Origin of the sequence: Shewanella sp. SR43-8, assembly GCF_014163775.1 — a bacterium.
Classification (GTDB): Bacteria; Pseudomonadota; Gammaproteobacteria; order Enterobacterales; family Shewanellaceae; genus Shewanella; species Shewanella vesiculosa.
In genome coordinates, this window is the sequence record NZ_JACJDX010000009.1 from 131,233 (window position 1) to 151,568 (window position 20,336).

Genomic DNA, 20,336 nt, shown 5'->3' on the forward strand with positions numbered 1-20,336 from the left:
ACAATAAAATGAAATTATTAAAGTTATCTTTATTATCTTCTTTAGTATCACTGAGTATGGTTTCTTGTTACTCAATAGCACAAGATGTTGAAGATGGAATTAACGTTTCCGGTACGTTAAGAGCTAATTATTCATATAAACAATATAGTGATAGTTCTAAAGATAAATCAGGTGATTTAACTTTTGAAATGGCGTCAGTTAAATTCAACGGCAAATTAGATGATTGGGGTTTATCTTCTGAATATCGATTTTATGATGGTTGGGAGGCATTAAGGTATGGCTATGCTTTTTATGATTACTCACCAGAGTGGCAAGTTCAAATTGGTATAAATCAAGTGCCATTTGGTAACCCGGGTTTTATTTCAAATAGTTTTTGGTTTGGCGTACCGTATTATTTAGGTTTTGAAGACGACTATGATGCAGGTATTAAAACTGTTTATTCAAATAATGGTTGGGGGACTGAGTTTGCATTTTATAAAGGCGCTGAATATGGTGCCAGTCGTAATGAACGATATTCAACAGACTTATATTCTGGTCAGGTCAACGGTACCGACTATTACAATGAAGAAACTAACCAATTAAACTTACGTCAAACCTATGCTATGGAGTATGAAGGCGGTAAAACCGTGGTCGGTGCTTCGGTCGAGGTGGGGCAAATTTATAATAGTAATACGGGTAATAATGGTGATAGATATGCCGTCGCCTTACATCTTGACAGTAGTTATAAAGGTTGGGCGTTGCAGTTACAGGCAATGCAATATGAGTACAATGCAGCAGATGCGTTAGACGATAACAAGCTTGCGGTATCGGCTTATAATTGGCAATACGAAATTGCGTCTAAAGCGCAAGCTTATAGCATAAACATTGCTAAAACGATCACTACCAGCTGGGGCAGTGCAAAAATCTATAATGACTTTGGCGTGGTAACCCCCGATGTTGACAATGAAGACTACGATAGCAGCTACCAAAATGTTACTGGGGTTGCGTTATCTTCCGGACCAACATACACCATGATTGATTTTATTATGGGTAAGAATATGTATGCCTCTACGCTTGATAATGGCCATGTTGGCCTACCTGAAATCGGCGACAGCTGGGATCATCGTATTAATATCAATTTTGGTTACTATTTTTAATTGCTAGTTGATTCGTTAGATAGTCACGTTTCACTTTTATCTCTTAAATGCCAATCCTTGGATTGGTATTTTTCTATTTCCACTAACACTAACCGCTGTCTTTTATTACATCATTAGCAAAAAATGGTTAATAAAACTGCTAATAAAACTCATCTTATGCCTTTCAGTAGCGTTAATTGATCCAGGTCTACATTCGGCCAAGCTCAACAGAGTAATATCGCGATCTTTAAAGTAGCAATCGCTGCTATTTCATTGACGTATTTTGGTTTGAATAGAGTTAACACTATGATGATAATAGAAATAATAATTGTGCTTGGGTCTATTTACCTTGGTGCAAGAATGGGCAGTATAGGGATAGGTTTTGCTGGCGGCGTAGGGGTATTAATTCTTACCGTCGGTTTAGGATTAACACCTGGTGCGATCCCTATCGACGTGATGCTGATTATTATGTCAGTGATCACCGCGATTGCTGCGATGCAAGAGGCAGGAGGAATGGAGTATTTGGTGTCAATAGCGGAGAAACTACTGCGTAAACACCCTAAGCACATCACATTTTTAGCGCCAATGGTAACGTATTTTATGACCTTATTTGCCGGAACGGGCCACACTGCATTCTCGACATTACCAGTTATAGCCGAAGTCGCCAAAGAGCAGGGCATACGACCATCTCGGCCTCTATCTATCGCAGTTGTCGCCTCGCAAGTTGCCATCACGGCCTCTCCTATTTCTGCCGCAGTGGTGTTTTTCTCGGGTATTTTAGAACCGTTCGGGGTGGATTATTTAGTGCTATTAGCCGTATGCATCCCTTCAACCTTTATTGCTTGTTTAATTGGTGCCGCTGTTGCCTCGATGCTCGGTAAACCGTTAGCGCAAGACCCCATTTATCAACAGCGTTTAGCCAGCGGACTCGTCAATATTCGGGGTGAAACCCAAGTCACTTTGCAACCTGGCGCTAGAAGGTCGGTGGCTATTTTTCTAGTCGCGATAGTGGCGGTAATGTCTTACGCCACAGCCATTTCTGACAAAGTGGGCTTAATTGTGAACCCAGTGCTGTCGCGCGATGTGGCGATTATGTTGTTTATGCTATCTGCCGCAGCGGCGATCACTTGGTTTTGCCGTTTAGATGCCAGCAAGATTTCTAATGCATCAACGTTTAAGTCGGGCATGTCAGCGTGTATTTGTGTGTTGGGCGTAGCTTGGTTGGGTGACACCTTTGTGTCTAATCATATTGACGAGATAAAAGCGGTTGCGGGAACCTTGCTTCAAAGTCAGCCATGGTTATTATCGGTGGCATTATTTTTTGCTTCTATGTTGCTCTATTCTCAAGGTGCGACCACTAAAGCGTTAATGCCAGCTGCATTGGCAATTGGGGTGAGTCCATTAACGGCAGTTGCTTCGTTTGCGGCGGTGAGTGCGTTATTTGTATTACCGACTTATCCGACGTTATTGGCGGCGGTAGAAATGGATGACACTGGCTCCACTCGTATTGGCAAGGCGGTGTTTAACCACCCATTTTTAATCCCAGGCGTAGTGACCATAGTATCGAGTGTGTTATTGGCCTTTTTGTTTGGCAGCTTGATTCTGTAACCTCACAGTATGCGGCTTGGTATAGTAGTGATGTTAGTTGATTTGATAGCCTTTATGCTCAACATTGGCTTTTATTAAATTAATTAATTGCAAGGTCGCATAGGTTTGAGTCTCTGGGTTGAGGTAAAGTGATTCGTTAAACATCGGCAGTGGCGGTAAGCCATGTTCAAGTGGATCTAAAATTTGCATTTTATCGTTTATTCTAAATTCGGCTACCGGTGCAATCACAAGATCATTTTCGACCGCCATCGATAACGCTTGTGGGGATGGTGTTGACAGTAATACCCTTATCGGACGCATAGATAATTGATGATTGGCGAATACTTGTGCTCGAATAGGGCAGTTTTCTGGGTATAAGCCCACGGGGATGGTTTTGTTTTTATGGGCGTTACCGTTAGCTGCTGCGGCCCAATGAAAGCGGCGCGTAAATAACAGTTCGCCGTTGACGGGGGCTTGCCAGTGAGTTGCGACTATCACGTCAAACTCGCCTTGATGGAGTCGTTTATATAAATTGCCACTTACATCGGTATCGATAACTAATTCAATATTGGTAAATTCACGAATAAACTCTAATAAGCAGCTGCTTAGGTAGCACTTGATAAAATCGGTTGGCACACCAAGGCGGATCACTTCGCGATTTTGACAATCTTTTAACTCATCAAGTGCCTGTAAGTTAAGTTGCATCATTTTATAGGCATAGCTCAGCAAGGTTTCACCTGACTCGGTCAAGGTGACGCCTTTGTTGTCCCTAATCAGCAAAGTTTGACCGACACTTTCTTCAAGCTTTTTAACTTGTAGGCTCAACGTTGATTGGGTTCGGCAAATTTTATCAGCCGCTTTTGACAAGTTGCCACATTCAGCAACAGCGATAAAACTTTCAAGTAAGTCAATTTTTAACATGGGCTATTGAGTAAGTTCATAGTGGTATAAGTATTACTCAATTTAGGCTATCCACAAAGCTTGCTATAGTGTAACTGTGAGGTGTTAATGGTTATTTAATTAAAATATCTTGGAGTAAGGAATGGGTAGCTGGGAGGATCGTGGGAACTACTTGATTGAAGTGTCACAACGTTGTTTAAAAGGCCATAAAACCTTTGATTTATGCCGCTCGCATCTAGTTCAAGCCAGCCAGATATCCAAGGGCACTATTTATAATCACTTTACCTCAGAGGCCGATTTAATTGTGGCCGTAGCCAGTGCAGATTATCGTCATTGGTTAATTCAAGCCGAACAAGATACACAGCAATATAGTGATCCCTATTTACGGTTTATTTTTCATCATTGCCAACGTTTGTACCGTATTTTATCAGAACAATCATTTGTTATTGCTAGAGTGATCCCCAACGAGTCAATACTAATACAAGCCAGCGATTATTATCGTGCCCGTTTTGAGCGAGTACTTAAACAATATCAACAATGGAATGCACAAACCCTGACAGAGATTGGTGAGGTTGGTGGCTTTAATCGTGGTGAGTTGCTTTGTGACTATTTACGCGGTGCTATGATCAACAGTGACGATGCACAAAAGCATCCCGACGATGCTGAAATGTACTACCAGTTTAGTTTTGCCATGACCCAGCTCATGGGCCATTCACACAAACGCATGCCCACGATTAATACATTCTTGCAGTGGCTAGCCGGTAAACCCGCATAAATAATTTATCTTCGCTCTTGAACTCTAAATGCCATGCACGGCATGGATCCCTTAACTTCAGTTAACGGCTTGCTCTGGAGCGCATTTGGCCAGCTTGGGACAATTATTAATCGCAGTCATTTAAGCGTTTTCTAAACTAAAATCGATAATGGCCCACCTACCTATCTACTCACACAATCGTGTTTTAGTACATCAGTAAAATATGGCGATGCTATGTTTACAACAGCATGAACCTGAGCTCCTAAATGCTAGAGAGTAGCAGATAAAAATCATGTCGCCTTGAGCCCACGCCAACACTGAATGTACTTTTTAAGTGTTTGTATTTATTGTTTTTATATTTTTTGACACGGTTGATATTTGTTGTTAGGTTAGTCGTGTTAGTTGATACCTTGTTATAAATAGCGTTATCACCAAGCTAACACTCATAGTATTTGGCAAACTAATTGAAAAGTTAGGACGCAAAGCTTCCGGTCTAAGGTGGTAAATTAATTTTTACGAAACTAAGATAGCGGAGTTGCCGCAGAGCTCAGGTTCTGCGTGAAACGAACAGCCGTTTTTTTAACGCTGTTGTTTGCCAAAATACCACTTTGATATTGATATCGAGGCCTATCACTTATTTTTAAGTAATAGGTAACCAATGGAGTGCATTTAAGTGGCAAATCTTCCTGTTTTACCTCATGTTTCTAAATTAAGCCTACTCGCAGCCTCACTCATGGCTGCAAATTCTTTCGTCAGTCTGTCTGTTGAAGCGCATGGTTATGTGCTATCGCCAGAGTCACGCTCATACGCTTGTAAAACTGGCAATAATGCAAGCTGTGGCGCCGTTCAGTGGGAGCCACAAAGTGTTGAAGGGCCTTCGGGATTCCCTGAATTAGGCCCTGAAGATGGTAAGTTAGCGAGCGCTGCAAATGGTGCCTTTTCTCCTCTAGATGTTCAGAGTCCGGTCCGTTGGTCTAAAACGGATATCAACGCCGGATGGCAGCAATTTACTTGGCAGTTTACCGCTAACCATGTCACCCGTAACTGGCGCTATTATATTACTCGCCAGGGGTGGGACCAAAACCAAGCCTTAAGCCGCGCGAGTTTCGATTTAGAGCCTTTTTGTGTGGTCGATGGTGGCATGGTTCAGCCACCTAAATTAGTTACTCATGACTGTTATGTGCCAGAGGGACTAAGTGGTTACCACGTTATTTTAGCCGTATGGCAAGTCGGTGACACCAGCAATAGTTTCTATAATGCTATTGATGTCAATTTGAGTTCAGGCCCGGGAATCCCTAACGAATGGCAAGATGTGGGTGACATTAATCCGTCACTGGATCTCAAGGCTGGTGACAAAGTGATGACCAGGGTATTTGATGCTAATGGCGAGCAGCTCTCTAAGCAAACCACGATTACAATTACCGATGCGACTCAAGGTGATAAACAGAATTGGCCTTTCCTTCTTGCCAGCACTATTAATGCGCAGCAATCACAACTCAAAGCAGGACAAAAGAATGCTGCTGGCAGTATCATGCCGGTTTACGGTAAAAATGATATTTTTACCCTAACTGACTCAGGTATTGAGCGTGTCGAAGTCGAGTTTGATTTAGCGCCTGCCCCAGGGAATCAACTCGATGTGACCTCGCTTGCTGATGCAATTCAAATCAACGATGGTGCGGCTCAAGTGAGTTTTGATGTGACAACCAATTCCGCTATGCAAGTGTCAGCTTATTTATTTAATCATGATGGCGTTGCATCTGGATTTGTGAGTCAAGCGGTTAATAATACCAATGCGAGTTTAGTGCTGGAGGTTGTAGCACCTAAAGTTGGCCATTATCACTTACAAGTTAAAGGTGAACCTCAGCAAGGGGATGTCATCCAGCAGAACTTTGATGTGTTTTTAAAGGATGAGCTACCAGTACCAGAAGCCGACTTCGTGTTTCCAGCTGAAGTGACGCGTTATGTTACCGGTACTAAGGTTTTGCAGCCTAAGACAGGTAAGGTTTATCAATGTAAACCTTTCCCATACGGCGGCTACTGTATGCAGTGGTCAGCTTCTGCTACCAGTTATGAGCCGGGCGTAGGAGCCTCTTGGGCGGTAGCATGGACTGAATTGTAAAATCGGAACATCATATTAAGAGATTCAAATAGGTTTAAAGCTCTTTTTTAGGTTTAAATAAAGATAAAAAAACCGTGAATATCGATTAAGGAGTTCACGGTTTTTTATTGATTATCAGTAGCTTATCTCATGGTAACAAATTCTTCAGCACCCGTTGGGTGTATTGCTACTACTGAGTCAAAATCTGCTTTAGTCGCGCCCATTTTCATGGCCACGCCAAAGCCTTGTAGTATTTCGTCCATACCAAAGCCGATACCGTGAATACCAACGACGACTTCATTATCACCTGCACACACTAGCTTCATTTTACAGGCTTGGCGATGTGCGGTTACTGCAGAGTACATTGAAGTAAATGTCGAGGTATAAACCTTAATATTGTCTTGGCCATATTTTTCAGCCGCTTCAGGCTCTGTTAAGCCCATAGTACCTATGGGTGGATGGCTAAAGACTACAGTAGGAATTAAGCTGTAATCCATTTTTGCATCGGGCATGTTACCGAATAAACGCTCTGACAATAAACGACCCGCTTTAACGGCAACAGGGGTTAATTCAACACCACCTGCCATAATGTCGCCAACACAATAAATCCCTTTTGCGGTAGTATTTTGTTGTTCATCAGTAATGACGTAGCCTTTTGCATCTAACTGCACGTCGGTATTTTCTAGACCGATATTACCCGTTGATGGTGAGCGGCCAATGGCCCAAATTAAGCAATCAACTGTTAAGCTTTCGCCATTTTCTAATTCTAAGGTGACACTGCCATCGACATTCTTACTGACCGACTTAGGTACACTATGGGTGTGCAGCGTTGGACCATCAGCGGCCATAGCATCGACTAATGCATCCGCTAGAATAGGATCGAAGTTGCGAAGTGGAGCATGCTTACGCACCAATAAATGTGTCTCGCTACCTAGGGCATGTAATACCCCGGCAACTTCAACCGCAATATAACCCGCACCTACCACAGCAACGCGTTTAGGTTGCTCGCGTAAAGCGAAGAAACCGTCTGAGTCGATACCGTATTCGGCGCCTGGAATATCAGGAATCGTCGGTGCACCACCAGTAGCAACCATAATATGGTCGGCTGTGTAATGCTCACCATTGACTTCAATGGTGTTGTTATTGACGAAGCGGCCATAGCCGTCTAATAAGGTCACGTTATTGTTGGCAAAACCACGGCCATAGGCATCATGAATGCGCCTAATATATGCTTCACGGCTATCAACTAGAGTGTTCCAATCGAATTTGTTGACGGTAACGTCAAAACCATAGTCTTTGGCGTAAAGGTTAAGTGCTTCGGCAATATGAGCGCCATACCACATGACTTTTTTGGGGACACAACCAAGGTTTACGCAAGTGCCGCCAACCTGATTTGCTTCAATAATTAATACTTTTGCGCCACGCATTGCTGCACGGTTTGCAGAGGCAATACCACCACTGCCTGCGCCAAGCGCGATATAGTCAAAATGTTGAGCCATGATGATCTCCACTACGGTTAATGCGTCCATTGTAGGGGGGATTGTGTTTGCAATCTAGTCGTTAGCTCAATGCTTTATGCTAAATGAGTCAGCGTTTATGTTGGCACTCCCCTCGGTCAACGTCATTGGGGCCAGTAGTTGCGCACTTAAGACAGGTCCATTCGCTTTTTCTAATATCAATTTCATCTTGATAATGACTAAATTGACTGTTTTGATTTTGTCTTTGTTGTTTGGTTAAGTGCTTTATACGGTTATTTAGCCAACGACAGCTAGGATCGTCCACAACATTGATGCCAGCTTGGCGTGATGAGGTATTGGTTTGTTGGTTGGCTTTAATAAGCCTTTGTAGGCTAGGTTTGAGGTAGATTTCATCGGCGCGATATTCTAATGCTGAGCGGGTGTCGCTGGGTAAGCTAATCGTATTACCTTGGCTATCACTGGCAGATTGTAGTGGTAAGTTTTTGGCGTTGTCATTAGTGAGTGATACGGCTTTATTCGTCGATGCTTGAGTTAACTCACTGAGTTCTCCAGCATATAATATTGGAGCACTTAATAAGGTTATCCATTGCACGACACATAAGGTGGCGAATTGCACTTGGCGGGTAAACATATGCGTTCCTTGCATAGCTTAATCTTGGTCATTAAGTGTAGTCGCAGATGATTAAATTGCGAGCCTAATGCTTCAAAACGTCCAGCCTATGTGCACGCCAGTATAGGTTGTATCTAGACTGCCTTGATGATTTTCGGTACGGGCTTGCAGCTTGATGTCCTCTAGAGCAATAGTGCGGCTAAGTTGTGCTGAGACCGTTAGGTTAGCTGTTAATTGGTACAGTGCTTCTAAACCAAATTGCACATGGTTAGCGCCATTGTGTTGTTCGCTGCTGTACTGAAAATCAACGCCATGTACTAAATAGGGGGTTAATGTGAGCCGCTCGTTAATATCCCATGGACTGTGTAAACTGAGCTCCACAAAGTAGCCCGCCGCTTCAGTGGCAAACGTGTAGTTAATGGTTGGTACCAGCCAGCGAATACCGTTATAGGTTAATGAACTGAAAAATTCATTGTCAGATGTGCGTTCAGCGCCATAACACTCTACGCGCTGATAACCCAGGGAGAGATCAACTTCATCATGAAGTTGGAGGGTGTATTCTAGACCTGCATTCCATTCAATATAGTGAACTTGAGTCGCGCGTCCAGCAATGGCAAAAGCGACTAAGTTATCTTGTGCAACACTGGCGACACCCCAAACAATCCCACCGTTGGCTAAGTTATTGCGTCCTTGGCTAATATAATGATCATTCCAGGCAACATCGAACGCCATTATTGGCTGGTCTTCCGCCATGGTAAGCGCGGATGTTAAGGGAAACGTTATTACAATAAAGAGAGCAACCCAAAAATAGCAGACACAATGCTTCTGACTTGGCAGGTAACAATCAAAGGGCATATTTATCTTGCTCATAGTTACAATGTTGCTAGAGAGATATTGATGCCGCGTATGTTAGCCTTTTTAAAAATTAATTAAATGATAATAAGTCTTATTTGAGACTTCTGTTCAATATTAGATATTTTGCTCAAGTAGCAAATTAAAGTGGGAGCTTGGTCATTCTATTCCCTTGATAAATCGGTTAAGCAGAAAGCATATGCTGTAATGGATCTGCGAGAGTACCCTCGAAAATGGGCAATGGAAATATCATCGGGTGTATTAGAAATGCTGGTTATATTTGTTAGGATAAATTGCTCCAATGCTTGAAAATGGCATTATTTAACCCAATATAAGCTAAATACTCACGCGAAATATTTCGAGGAATCTTTATGAGCAATCCATTGCTAAGTGGCGCAGAATTACCAGAATTTTCAAAAATCAAACCTGAACACATTCAGCCTGCTGTTGAGCAAGCGATTGCCAAATGTCGTGAAACCATTGATGAGCTATTAGCTAAAAATAGCTCATACACTTGGGATAATCTAATTGCACCCCTTGAAGAAATCGATGATCAATTAAGTAAAGCATGGTCACCTGTGTCGCACATGAACTCAGTGATCAGTAGTGATGAATTACGCGATGCACACGATGCTTGCTTGCCGCTTTTGTCTGATTACGGCACTTATGTTGGTCAACATCAGGGCTTGTACGAAGCGTACAAATCGATCCATCAATCTGCTGAATTTACTGCGTTAACCCAAGCGCAAAAAATGGTCATAGAGCAAAGCTTACTCGATTTTGAATTGTCTGGTATCGGCTTAGACGATAACCAAAAAGCACGTTATGGTGAGATTGTTAAACGTTTATCTGAGTTAACTAGTCACTTTTCGAATCAACTGTTAGATGCTACCGAAGCGTGGACCAAGTTGATTACTGACCAAGCCGATTTAGCCGGTTTACCGGAATCAGCGATTTCAGCTGCCAAAGCAATGGCGGATGCCAAAGAGCTAAAAGGTTGGTTATTCACACTTGATTTCCCGTCTTATTTACCTGTGATGACCTACAGCGAAAATCGTGAGTTACGTGAAGAATGTTACCGTGCATTTGTGACTCGTGCGTCTGATCAAGGCCCTAATGCTGGTGAGTTTGATAACACCAACAATATGAATGAAATCGTCGCACTGCGTCACGAGTTAGCTAATTTACTCGGCTTTGCTAGCTACGCTGATAAATCATTAGCCACTAAAATGGCAGAAAATCCAGCGCAAGTACTGGGCTTTTTAAATGAATTAGGCGAGCGTTCTAAAGATCAGGCAGCCACTGAATTAGCCGAGCTACGTGCGTTTGCTAAAGAGCATTATGACGTGAGCGAAATGGCATCATGGGACTTAAGTTTTTACGCTGAAAAACTGCAACAGCATAAATACCAAGTGTCACAAGAAATATTACGCCCGTACTTCCCTGAAGATAAAGTCTTGTCAGGTTTATTTTATACTGTAAACCGTTTATTTGGTTTAACCATTAGTGAGCAGAAAGGTGTCGACACTTGGCATAAAGACGTGCGTTTTTTTGATATTTTTGATGATCAAAAACACCACCGCGGTAGCTTCTATTTAGATTTATATGCTCGCAGCGGTAAGCGTGGCGGCGCATGGATGGATGATTGTCGCGGTCGCCGTATGACCTCTACGGGTTTGCAAAAACCGGTAGCGTATTTAACTTGTAACTTTAATGGCCCAGTGGATGGCAAACCGGCATTATTTACCCATGATGAAGTAACCACTTTGTTCCATGAGTTTGGCCACGGCATTCACCATATGCTCACCAAGGTAGATATTGGTGGCGTGTCTGGTATCAATGGTGTGCCTTGGGATGCAGTAGAGTTACCAAGCCAGTTTATGGAGAACTGGTGCTGGCAAGAAGAGGCGTTAGCGGAAATTTCTGGTCATTATGAAACTGGTGAACCATTACCAAAAGCCTTGCTGGATAAAATGCTAGCAGCTAAAAACTTCCAGTCTGGCATGATGATGGTGCGCCAACTTGAGTTTTCATTATTTGACTTTAGAATGCATCACGAATTTGACCCAGCAAAAGGTGTCGATATTCAAGGCATTTTAGACCAAGTACGCAGCCAGATTGCGGTATTAACCCCACCAAGCTTTAATCGTTTTCAGCATGGTTTTGCTCACATTTTTGCTGGTGGTTACGCGGCAGGTTACTATAGTTATAAATGGGCCGAAGTACTCTCCGCTGATGCTTTTTCGCGTTTTGAAGCCGAAGGTATTTTTAATGCTGACACTGGTAGAAGCTTTTTAAACAACATTCTTGAGATGGGCGGCAGTGAAGAGCCGATGGCGTTATTTAAACGCTTTATGGGCCGCGAACCAAACACTGATGCGTTATTGCGTCACAGTGGTATTGCGGTGTAATTGGATGGATTCAAACATAAGAGGTACTTAACTCGTGCCTCTTATTAACTGACTAATTAATTTGGCGACATCTTTTTAGTTTTAAACTGTGTATAACGATTGTTTTGGTTTTATTCACAGCATATTTAAGGTTGTAAATTTATCATTAAACTCCCATGGATCCAGAACATTGACAACCACACCCAACGCTATATTTTTCGAGTTAACTCCCGGAAAAATTGTTGATTTACAGATCGACCATCCCGTTAAATTGCGTCTTAAAGCAATGTTGGTCGGGTACGATCTAGGTCAATATATTATCCTCAAGCATCCAGCTCCTCAGAATATGAGTAACTACAGTGATGTGCTTGTGGAAGGTAATGTTGTGGTGGTTCGTTATTTATTGGAGGGCCAGCAAGGCGAGTGTTATGCATTTCGATCGACAATTAGAAATATCACTAAAATCCCTGAAAAATTTATCTTCTTAAGTTATCCCGCTAAAATAGAAAACCGTCAGCTTCGCACTCATCAACGTTTTGTGACTCATATACCTGCATCTATTGTCACAAGAGACGATGATGATGTAAAAAAAATATCCCAATTAAAAGGCATTATTTCGGATATTTCTGCCAAAGGCTGTGGTTTTGTATTCAAAACTGATAACTCGAAAGTTAAAGTTAATCCGAAAGATATTTTCATCATTATGCGTTCACCCAACGATACTGAAATAACCATTCCCGCGAAGGTGTGCAATAGTCGCTTTGAGAACGGAAAAGTTAACGTAGGTATTCAATTTGCAGAGGATGATGAACAAGTTAGGGCCATATTGAATCAGCTTTCTATTGAGTTATAAGCTAGAGTCTTGGGCATAATCATTTCGTTAACGTCAGTGTTGGAGCATAAGCGGCTCTTAAGCTGGTCCTTGTTATGGACTCACAATTAATCGCAACTTGCTTATTCTGGTTTTCGCTCTTGAAGCACTTCTTTAAAGGCGAACATAGCGTTTAATGCCGCAGGAAAACCAGCATATACTGACATTTGTAATAATACTTCTTTTACTTCCTCTTCGCTGCAACCGACATTTAAAGCCGCACTCAGATGAACCTTGAGCTGAGGTTTACAATTACCTAATGCGGTCAGTGCGGCAACAGTGGCTATTTCTCGCGACTTTACATCCAAACCGGGTCGGGTATATATATCGCCAAACGGATATTCAATGGTAAATCGAGCTAAGTCGGGGCAAATATCTTGTAGGCTTTCGATAACATTATGACCTGCTTCACCGTCAATTTTGGACAACTGTTCCAGACCTAAAGTGAATCTTGAATTTGACATTGATGTACTCCTATTGATAAGTAGAAGTCACACCGTACAAGTTAGAGTTAACTCTAAGTCAACTGACTTTATTAGCTTTATACAAATTAATTTTGTTTTCTAGCGCCAGTAAATGTTGTTGCTGGCGTTCAATGTGAGCTTGCAACTGGTCTTTGTGATGCTCAAGTAGTTGTTGGCGATCTAACACTGTACTTTGCCCTAATGCTCGCAATTGGGCGTATTCTTGAATTTTTACTAAAGGCATGCCAGTGTCTTTCAGGCGTTTGATAAACGTAATCCAGGCTAAGTCTTTAGCTGTGTAGACTCGATGGCCACTGCTGTTTCGCTGAATCTTGTTGAGTAAACCGACTTTTTCATAATATCGCAGCGTATAAGAAGATAATCCGGCTAACGTCGAAAATGCTTTCATGTTCATCATTTATTTTTTACCCTGAAAATGGCTACATTCAGCATTATTATTGACCTAAAGGCGGTTGCCATAATTCGACTTTATTACCTTCAGGATCGATCACCCACGCAAACTTGCCAAATTCAGACTCATCTATCTTATCGAGGACGTTACAGCCTTCAGTTTTTAGGGCTGCGACGACAGCTTTGAGGTCTTCAACTCGGTAATTGATCATAAATGGGGCTTGGCTTGGGGAAAATTGGTCGCTTTTCTCTGAACTCACCGCCCAGATAGTCGTTCCACCTACGGGCTTGTTATTTGAGTCGCTCCAAGAGAAAGTCGTGCCGCCCCATTCCTGAACATCAATGCCGAGATGACGCTTGTACCAAGCTTGTAATGCAGGTGCATCTTTTGCTTTAAAAAATATGCCGCCGATACCTGTGACTCGTTTCATGTGAACCTCCCATGTACCATGTTTAGAGATGTCTTTGTGTTACCTAGTGATGTATTTTACATTCCATTATTGGCTTACAGTATGATGTAGCTAAGGCGTCTATTAATCTTTTTAGCTCGTTGAGTTATGTTGTTTTTTTACTTTCGTTATGATCTCGGCATGCTCTGGTTTAATGGGCATGACTTTTACTAGGCTAACATTGCTACTGCCAGTGTTCCCCGTTGGTACGCCTTTTATTGCAGTGAATAAAACCGCCCCAATGATACGAATCATTTGACCTATGGCTTCATTCATATCACGCTGTTTTATTGCCCAACGCAGCATTAAATAGTGCACTTTTACATGCCAATAGGTTGATTCCTGCCCAAGCACGTGAGCATTCTCAAGGTAAACAAATGAATCTGCAACATTACCTAAATGGTCGGATTGATCTGCTTTAGATAACTGCTCTTGCACGTAAGGAGTGATATTTTTGGTATAACTATTCAATGTTACCTCTCCGATTTATTATCCTCAGTTGAATTTTCGTCGTTATTTTTTGAACTTCAGAGTACAACCAGTTAAAAAGTTGAGCAAAAAAATAATAAAGCGCTGTCATTAGGGCGGCATAAATACCGATATCAACGATACGGGGTAAGTCAGATAACCCGGTAAAATTATCTTCCAACGAATATGTCACAAAACTGACTACACTAATTGAGCAGATTAGCGTTAAGTACAGCGAGAGTGTGCTAGTGGTATTCCATTTACTCTTGAGCGTCCTTTATTTCATGTTGGCTAACTCTCAAGGGTAGCCGTGAGCAATATATTTTGAGGTTATTTATCCTGCTTTTTTCAGTCAGCAATGTAAAGTGTTGCATAGCGTAAACATACTCGTTGAGTTCAAATGTGAGATGTGCGGTGGTAGTCATTGGGGTGAGGGGGAGAGGTTATGGATGGCAAATAATAAGTCATACAAGGATTAACTCATAAGGCCTTATTTTCTATAATCTTCATGATTTCAAGCATAAAAAAAGAGGTGCTTAGCACCTCTTAATCTTGTTATTTCATCTTCATTCACTGCAGATAAGTTTGCTTATGAATGACGTATTAGTAACATATTATGCCAGTTTTAAATCGTACTGGTTGCGGTACATCACCATGTCTTCGATGGTGAGTACAGGCATGTTGTGCTTAAGGCCAAAGGCGATAATTTCTGGTGTTTTGGCCATGCTGCCATCTTCGTTGGCCAGTTCGCATAATACGCCAGCTGGCATTAAGCCTGCCATTTGCATTAAGTCGACGGTGCCTTCGGTATGACCACGACGAGACATTACTCCGCCAGCGCGAGCACGTAATGGGAATACGTGTCCAGGATGAGCCAAGTCTGATGCTTTGGCATCGCGGTTTGCCGCAGTTTTAATGGTGGTAACACGATCTTGAGCGGAAACGCCAGTGGTCACTCCATGCTTTGCTTCAATGGAGATGGTAAACGCAGTTTGGTTGGCGCTGTTGTTATTGATAACCATTGGCGGCAATTGTAACTTGTTGGCGTGTTCGTCGGTTAAGCATAAACACACAATCCCGCTGCATTCACGGATCATTAATGCCATTTGGGCTGTGGTTAAGTGCTCGACAGAATAAATAATGTCGCCTTCATTTTCGCGGTCTTCATCATCGAGTAGTAATACACCTCGGCCTTCTCTAAGCGCTGCTAATGCATTTTCTACACGGGTGATTGGTTCGCCAAATTCGGCAAGTAGTGATAACTGATTCATGGTTGTACTCCTAAAATGACCAGAATCAGGGCTTGTAAAGAGGGATCTAAATCCAAAACAAATTGCATCAATAGCCTAGGCTAATTGATGTATCTCTATTCTCTCTCATCCGGACTATAACCGTCGGCTCTGGACTGTTAGACATTACTCATGAGTAAATACCTAAGTCACCAGATCTGCTGACCTCGACGAATCGAGCGCTCGCGGGCTCACTTTTTCAAGTATACCGCCGGTGGGGAATTGCGCCCCGCCCTGAGAATTAAAAACAATATGTGTGTGTTAAACATCTAAGCTCAGACTGCTGGCTCAGCAAAACACGCAACTATGTTAATCAGTTAAGATTAAGATGAAAAGGGGTATCGGTCTCATTAATGTAATAAAGCATTACTAATGCTTATTTTACAGCGCAGCAATACCTAGGTTCAGTTATCTTAATCACTGGATGCAAATATCTATTGTTTACTGAGTTGAACGAGCTTGCTCACTGGTATGACCTTTGTTAGCCTGATGCGTTTATATCAGGAGTCACAGTTAATGAATTTGTATTTTCGTTTTATTTGGTTGTTTATATGGCGGATAGGGCATTGTAAACGCATCGGTTTTTTAGGTACTAGCCGGATTGATTATCGTGTGTTGCCTTTAGATTGTGACATCAATTTACACCTGACTAATTCCCGCTATCCAGCCTTTATGGATCTAGCCCGCACTTATTTGATAGCCGAAATGGGCTTGATGAAGGCATTTTTAAAAAACAGATGGTTACCCATTGTGAATGCTGCTGAGTTTACTTATATCCGCGATATTAAGCCATTTGAAAAATTTACCATAAACACCAAAATTGTCGGCTGGGATGAAAAGTATTTTTATATTGAGCATCGGATGCACACCGTGCGCGGCTTACATTGTATTGCTCATGTACGCGGTGTATTTATGTGTCGGGGTAAACAAGTGCCGATAGAAACCTTAATTGCGGCGGCCGGTTTCACTGGCGATGTGCCAGAGATGCCAGCGGAAGTGGTTAAGTGGAAACAGTTTTTACAGCTTAAAAAACAACGTAATATTTAATTATCACTATGTGAATAACATTCTAAAGTAAACTGGATGGTACAAGATTACGTACCAGTGATGAGTGTTTATATAATTGATATTGTAGTGAGGGTGAAGCGTGGCAAGGTTAGAAAAATTCAGCGATATTTGGGCTCGAGCCTGTGAGCGTAAAGGCGGACCTGCGGTAGTGAAGTCGATGTTACCGGATACTCTCGATATTGACGAAATCAGCCAATATACTGATGCTCAATTGCTGTCTGTGATGAGCAAGCGGGTGTTTCAAAGTGGATTTGTGTGGCGAGTGGTTGATAACAAATGGCCTGCCTATGAGAAAGCTTTTTTTGGTTTTGAGCCGATGAAGGTACTGATGCTTTCACCCGATCAAATTCAACAGCGTGCAACCGACCCTGAGCTTATTCGTCATCAAAAGAAAACACAGGCGATTGTTGATAATGCCTATATGATCCAACACATTAACCAAGAGCATGGAAGTTTTGCGGAGTTTATTGCTCATTGGCCAAGCGATGATATTACCGGTTTATGGCAAGTGCTTAAAAAGCGCGGCACTCGTTTAGGCGGTAATACTGGGCCCTATTTTTTACGGGCAATTGGTAAAGATACCTTTTTATTAAGCCAAGATGTTCAAGCCTATTTAACTGGCCATAACGTGGTTGATGCTGGCTTTACATCGCAAACTGCTTTACGCCAAACCCAAGCGGCTTTTAATCATTGGCAACAAGAGTCGGGCATGAGCTTGGCGCAAATTAGCCGGACGATTTCATTGGGCGTGGGCGATAATCGCGTTTAATTTTTCATGCTTTAAACGATGCGGTTAAACCTTATAACGACATAAAAACATGGCAGTAATATTGGCGGCAATCTGTTGTTTTTGTTCGTCGTTCAGTGGCTCTTCAACTTGAAAGATTAATGGCCAAAAACATTGGCCTTTTATCAAACTCTGCAATTCTGCTTGCGCTTGCTCGACATCTGTCACGCTTAATCGCTCATCTTGCGTGGCCGCTTTAATCCAACGTAAAATGGCATTCTCTTCTTTGATCACTTTTTGTAATTCTTGCTGCATTTCAGTGGTATAGAACAAATGACCAATTAACATACGCGACACTTCAATGTGTTCTTTTGATTGTAAGTAGTCCATATCGTCACGTACTAACTGCTGTAATTGTGCTTCTAAAGGTTGATGCGCGTCATACGCTACAGTGGGTTGAGATAATGCTTGCTCCCACAAATCAGTCATTAAAGTCATGACTAACGCTTCTTTAGTCGCAAAGTGATTATAGACTGTTCGTTTAGACACCCCAGCCACTTCGGCTAACTTATCCATACTGGTAGCCGTAACCCCTAATGATTTAAAGGTTGTTCTGGCGGCCTCTATAATCGCAGCACGTTTTAATTGGCTACGTGTTTGTTTTTCTGAGTTCATTGGTTTCATCTAAGCGATCTTATTGTAATATTTTACACTGAGCAGTTTACTTTTCAACAATGGATTATTAAACTACACTGTGTAGTTTACTTTTTGAAGCAATAGTTAAAAATAGTTGCAGATTTAAGGGTGATAAACACTATCATTATGTTCCTCAAACTTTTAATCAGACTGCTTTGAGCTATTGGTGGTGGCAGAGGATCATCTTAGTCAGCCACAAAGGGCATTGAAATTAAATCGCCTGATGGCATGTAAGGCTAATAGCACAAGATATTGTTTAACAGTGGCTATTTTAATGGCTTTTACAAATTGATGACTCTTTTTGGCTGTTTGACTCAGCATGTTTGCTATGGGCGCCTATAATAAATTACCACGCGATATCCAGATGTTGTCATTGCCATGCTCACAGACTCATATTGATGTTAACGCTAAGGTGATAAAGTCAGTAAAATAGCCAGTTTAATTTACCATTACATGATTGGTTTGAGTCTTTTGGGCGTATCAGTCAATTAACTAAATATAATATGAGCTTGCTGACTTTTAATGATGCTCAAATGGTTGGCTAATTATCAAGCTGGCGAGTAATGCTGGCTATAGTATGCTTGCAGCATAAAAGATTGATGGTTTAAATAAGCTTGTCATCAACAACCACTAGGTTAGTGTATTACTGGTGAACATTGGTGCGGTTGTTAACCCACAAATTGATCCTGCTGAGATGTTAATAAATAGTGTTAATAATGAAATAATTGATCGAGCTTGTTTTATTACTCACTCGAATAGCACAATTTGTTAACTTTTTAAGTATATATAACGTAAGCTTATTATTTATTTACAATTTATTCGCATCAGCTAAGTTGTTTGAATTTTATACCTATGCGATAAAGTACACAGAAAATTTTAAAGTTTAATATTAGCTATTTTCAAATCGGCTACTCAAGATCGAGTGGCGCATATTGAAAATAAATTGGAGTAGGAGCACTCATGCACAAAGCATTGAAAGTCGCCGCAGTTATTTCTGCTGCATTATGGATTACCGCTTGTGGTAAAGGGGATGAAAATGCCCAGTCACAACAACCGCGACCACCTACACCTGTTGGCGTGATGACCGTTGAAGCGATTTCGCAAGCGATTCAAGTTGAGCTACCTGGCCGCAGTCGTGCGTATTTAGAAGCCGAAGTACGACCGCAAGTCACAGGTATTATCACTAAACGTGCCTTTACTGAAGGGACTGAAGTTAAGCAAGGTCAATCACTGTATCAAATTGACGCCGCAACCTATAAAGCAGCACTGGTAAGTGCGCAAGCCGATCTTGCGAGTGCCAATGCTGGTTTAGCTTCCGCTAAAGCCAAAGCCGCGCGTTATGACAAGTTAGTTAAAACCAATGCGATCAGTAAGCAAGATTTTGACGAGACTGAAGCTGCATATAAAGAAGCACAAGCTGCGGTTGTGGTTGCTAAAGCCGCGATTAATACTGCGACAATTAACACTGAATATACTGAAGTTAAAGCACCGATTTCTGGTCGTATTGGCAAATCATCAGTGACTGCCGGCGCCTTGGTGACGGCAAACCAAAGCAATACGTTAGCGACAATTCAACAGCTTGATCCCATTAATATCGACATAGTGCAGTCAAGTGCGCAGCTGTTACGTTTAAAAGCTAACTTACGTTCTGGGCAGTTACTGGAAAGTGAAAATGCTAAAGTAACCTTAATCCTTGAAGATGGTAGCACCTACGAACAACAAGGCATTCTTCAATTTGCTGAAGTTAACGTTGATGAAACGACTGGCTCAGTAACCCTTCGCGCTGAGTTTCCTAACCCAGACGGAATACTGTTACCGGGTATGTATGTTCGTGCATTGCTCAATGCTGGCCAAGATCCACAAGCGATTTTAGTGCCACAACGTGCCATTACACGTAACTCTAAAGGTGAAGCTGTCGCAATGATAGTTAATCAAGACAGTAATGTTGAAATGCGCGTGGTAAAAACAGCTGAAGTGATTGGTAATCAATGGCGCATCGTTGATGGTTTGTCTGTTGGCGATAAATTAATTGTCGAAGGATTACAAAAAATTCGTCCTGGTGCACCTGTTTCAGCTCAGGCGTTAACGGCTGACCAACCACAAAAATAG

The 20,336-nt window shown here is 41.9% G+C and carries 19 protein-coding genes and 2 riboswitches; of the genes, 9 read left to right on the forward strand and 10 right to left on the reverse strand.

Annotated elements, in window-relative coordinates; translation table 11 throughout:
• Positions 1-8 precede the first annotated feature (8 nt).
• Positions 9-1,136, forward strand: coding sequence for a hypothetical protein (locus H5114_RS13280; protein ID WP_124016728.1), 1,128 nt, complete (start codon positions 9-11; stop codon positions 1,134-1,136).
• 285 nt (positions 1,137-1,421) lie between these two features.
• Positions 1,422-2,723: an anaerobic C4-dicarboxylate transporter gene (locus tag H5114_RS13285; protein ID WP_182723182.1), complete on the forward strand. Its 1,302-nt coding sequence runs from the start codon at positions 1,422-1,424 to the stop codon at positions 2,721-2,723.
• A gap of 33 nt (positions 2,724-2,756) precedes the next feature.
• Here H5114_RS13285 and H5114_RS13290 read toward each other — a convergent pair whose 3' ends face one another.
• Positions 2,757-3,623, reverse strand: a complete 867-nt coding sequence (locus H5114_RS13290) for a LysR family transcriptional regulator (RefSeq protein WP_182698256.1) — start codon at positions 3,621-3,623, stop codon at positions 2,757-2,759.
• A 121-nt stretch (positions 3,624-3,744) separates the two neighbouring features.
• Here H5114_RS13290 and H5114_RS13295 point away from each other — a divergent pair, with 121 nt between their 5' ends.
• Together H5114_RS13295 and gbpA are read left to right on the forward strand one after the other, a co-directional pair.
• A complete protein-coding gene (locus H5114_RS13295; RefSeq protein ID WP_182698257.1) occupies positions 3,745-4,377 on the forward strand; it encodes a TetR/AcrR family transcriptional regulator in 633 nt (210 codons plus the stop codon).
• A 423-nt stretch (positions 4,378-4,800) separates the two neighbouring features.
• Positions 4,801-4,899, forward strand: a riboswitch (cyclic di-GMP riboswitch).
• A gap of 130 nt (positions 4,900-5,029) precedes the next feature.
• Complete coding sequence (gene gbpA / locus H5114_RS13300) at positions 5,030-6,475, forward strand: N-acetylglucosamine-binding protein GbpA (RefSeq protein ID WP_182723183.1); 1,446 nt, start codon at positions 5,030-5,032, stop codon at positions 6,473-6,475.
• A 122-nt stretch (positions 6,476-6,597) separates the two neighbouring features.
• Here gbpA and gorA read toward each other — a convergent pair whose 3' ends face one another.
• The 3 genes from gorA to H5114_RS13315 all read right to left on the reverse strand — a co-directional run bounded on the left by gorA (position 6,598) and on the right by H5114_RS13315 (position 9,295).
• Complete coding sequence (gorA, locus tag H5114_RS13305) at positions 6,598-7,953, reverse strand: glutathione-disulfide reductase (RefSeq protein WP_182723184.1); 1,356 nt, start codon at positions 7,951-7,953, stop codon at positions 6,598-6,600.
• Positions 7,954-8,041: 88 nt separating this feature from the next.
• Entirely contained in the window at positions 8,042-8,563 is a 522-nt protein-coding gene (locus H5114_RS13310) for a hypothetical protein (RefSeq protein WP_182698260.1), read from the reverse strand.
• A gap of 72 nt (positions 8,564-8,635) precedes the next feature.
• Complete coding sequence (locus H5114_RS13315) at positions 8,636-9,295, reverse strand: hypothetical protein (protein ID WP_259395297.1); 660 nt, start codon at positions 9,293-9,295, stop codon at positions 8,636-8,638.
• Between the two features lie 470 nt (positions 9,296-9,765).
• Here H5114_RS13315 and prlC point away from each other — a divergent pair, with 470 nt between their 5' ends.
• Together prlC and H5114_RS13325 are read left to right on the forward strand one after the other, a co-directional pair.
• Positions 9,766-11,805 (forward strand): oligopeptidase A, encoded by a 2,040-nt coding sequence (gene prlC, locus H5114_RS13320; protein ID WP_182723185.1) that lies wholly within the window; start codon positions 9,766-9,768, stop codon positions 11,803-11,805.
• Between the two features lie 169 nt (positions 11,806-11,974).
• Entirely contained in the window at positions 11,975-12,637 is a 663-nt protein-coding gene (locus tag H5114_RS13325; protein ID WP_259395298.1) for a PilZ domain-containing protein, read from the forward strand.
• A 101-nt stretch (positions 12,638-12,738) separates the two neighbouring features.
• Here the strand turns inward: H5114_RS13325 and H5114_RS13330 are convergent, their stop codons facing one another.
• The 5 genes from H5114_RS13330 to ribB all read right to left on the reverse strand — a co-directional run bounded on the left by H5114_RS13330 (position 12,739) and on the right by ribB (position 15,718).
• Positions 12,739-13,119, reverse strand: coding sequence for a carboxymuconolactone decarboxylase family protein (locus tag H5114_RS13330; protein WP_182698263.1), 381 nt, complete (start codon positions 13,117-13,119; stop codon positions 12,739-12,741).
• A 58-nt stretch (positions 13,120-13,177) separates the two neighbouring features.
• Positions 13,178-13,537 carry a MerR family transcriptional regulator gene (locus H5114_RS13335; RefSeq protein ID WP_259395299.1) on the reverse strand — a complete coding sequence of 120 codons (360 nt, stop codon included), beginning with the start codon at positions 13,535-13,537 and terminating at the stop codon, positions 13,178-13,180.
• A gap of 37 nt (positions 13,538-13,574) precedes the next feature.
• A complete protein-coding gene (locus H5114_RS13340) occupies positions 13,575-13,961 on the reverse strand; it encodes a VOC family protein (RefSeq protein ID WP_182723186.1) in 387 nt (128 codons plus the stop codon).
• Positions 13,962-14,072: 111 nt separating this feature from the next.
• Entirely contained in the window at positions 14,073-14,450 is a 378-nt protein-coding gene (locus tag H5114_RS13345; RefSeq protein ID WP_182723187.1) for a DUF3703 domain-containing protein, read from the reverse strand.
• A gap of 611 nt (positions 14,451-15,061) precedes the next feature.
• On the reverse strand, positions 15,062-15,718 hold the full coding sequence (ribB, locus tag H5114_RS13350) for a 3,4-dihydroxy-2-butanone-4-phosphate synthase (protein WP_011639277.1): 657 nt from the start codon (positions 15,716-15,718) through the stop codon (positions 15,062-15,064).
• Between the two features lie 93 nt (positions 15,719-15,811).
• A riboswitch (FMN riboswitch) is annotated at positions 15,812-15,982 on the reverse strand.
• A gap of 270 nt (positions 15,983-16,252) precedes the next feature.
• On the opposite strand from ribB, the gene H5114_RS13355 reads away from it, so the two are divergent.
• Together H5114_RS13355 and H5114_RS13360 are read left to right on the forward strand one after the other, a co-directional pair.
• A complete protein-coding gene (locus tag H5114_RS13355; RefSeq protein WP_182723188.1) occupies positions 16,253-16,783 on the forward strand; it encodes a thioesterase family protein in 531 nt (176 codons plus the stop codon).
• Between the two features lie 100 nt (positions 16,784-16,883).
• The gene (locus H5114_RS13360; protein WP_124016740.1) at positions 16,884-17,573 is read left to right on the forward strand and encodes a DNA-3-methyladenine glycosylase I; all 690 of its coding nucleotides are present in this window, start codon (positions 16,884-16,886) and stop codon (positions 17,571-17,573) included.
• A gap of 24 nt (positions 17,574-17,597) precedes the next feature.
• Here H5114_RS13360 and H5114_RS13365 read toward each other — a convergent pair whose 3' ends face one another.
• On the reverse strand, positions 17,598-18,215 hold the full coding sequence (locus H5114_RS13365) for a TetR/AcrR family transcriptional regulator C-terminal domain-containing protein (RefSeq protein ID WP_124016741.1): 618 nt from the start codon (positions 18,213-18,215) through the stop codon (positions 17,598-17,600).
• 972 nt (positions 18,216-19,187) lie between these two features.
• Here H5114_RS13365 and H5114_RS13370 point away from each other — a divergent pair.
• Positions 19,188-20,336 carry an efflux RND transporter periplasmic adaptor subunit gene (locus H5114_RS13370; RefSeq protein ID WP_124016742.1) on the forward strand — a complete coding sequence of 383 codons (1,149 nt, stop codon included), beginning with the start codon at positions 19,188-19,190 and terminating at the stop codon, positions 20,334-20,336.

What these genes read in the sequence shown, in the direction of transcription:
- H5114_RS13315 (WP_259395297.1), bottom strand. Translation starts at nt 9,295, where the DNA reads ATGGCGGAAGACCAGCCAATAATGGCGTTCGATGTTGCCTGGAATGAT.
- ribB (WP_011639277.1), bottom strand. Translation starts at nt 15,718, where the DNA reads ATGAATCAGTTATCACTACTTGCCGAATTTGGCGAACCAATCACCCGT.
- gorA (WP_182723184.1), bottom strand. Translation starts at nt 7,953, where the DNA reads ATGGCTCAACATTTTGACTATATCGCGCTTGGCGCAGGCAGTGGTGGT.
- H5114_RS13370 (WP_124016742.1), top strand. Translation starts at nt 19,188, where the DNA reads ATGCACAAAGCATTGAAAGTCGCCGCAGTTATTTCTGCTGCATTATGG.
- H5114_RS13340 (WP_182723186.1), bottom strand. Translation starts at nt 13,961, where the DNA reads ATGAAACGAGTCACAGGTATCGGCGGCATATTTTTTAAAGCAAAAGAT.
- H5114_RS13335 (WP_259395299.1), bottom strand. Translation starts at nt 13,537, where the DNA reads ATGATGAACATGAAAGCATTTTCGACGTTAGCCGGATTATCTTCTTAT.
- prlC (WP_182723185.1), top strand. Translation starts at nt 9,766, where the DNA reads ATGAGCAATCCATTGCTAAGTGGCGCAGAATTACCAGAATTTTCAAAA.
- H5114_RS13290 (WP_182698256.1), bottom strand. Translation starts at nt 3,623, where the DNA reads ATGTTAAAAATTGACTTACTTGAAAGTTTTATCGCTGTTGCTGAATGT.
- H5114_RS13330 (WP_182698263.1), bottom strand. Translation starts at nt 13,119, where the DNA reads ATGTCAAATTCAAGATTCACTTTAGGTCTGGAACAGTTGTCCAAAATT.
- H5114_RS13285 (WP_182723182.1), top strand. Translation starts at nt 1,422, where the DNA reads ATGATGATAATAGAAATAATAATTGTGCTTGGGTCTATTTACCTTGGT.
- H5114_RS13280 (WP_124016728.1), top strand. Translation starts at nt 9, where the DNA reads ATGAAATTATTAAAGTTATCTTTATTATCTTCTTTAGTATCACTGAGT.
- H5114_RS13310 (WP_182698260.1), bottom strand. Translation starts at nt 8,563, where the DNA reads ATGTTTACCCGCCAAGTGCAATTCGCCACCTTATGTGTCGTGCAATGG.
- H5114_RS13295 (WP_182698257.1), top strand. Translation starts at nt 3,745, where the DNA reads ATGGGTAGCTGGGAGGATCGTGGGAACTACTTGATTGAAGTGTCACAA.
- H5114_RS13355 (WP_182723188.1), top strand. Translation starts at nt 16,253, where the DNA reads ATGAATTTGTATTTTCGTTTTATTTGGTTGTTTATATGGCGGATAGGG.
- H5114_RS13365 (WP_124016741.1), bottom strand. Translation starts at nt 18,215, where the DNA reads ATGAAACCAATGAACTCAGAAAAACAAACACGTAGCCAATTAAAACGT.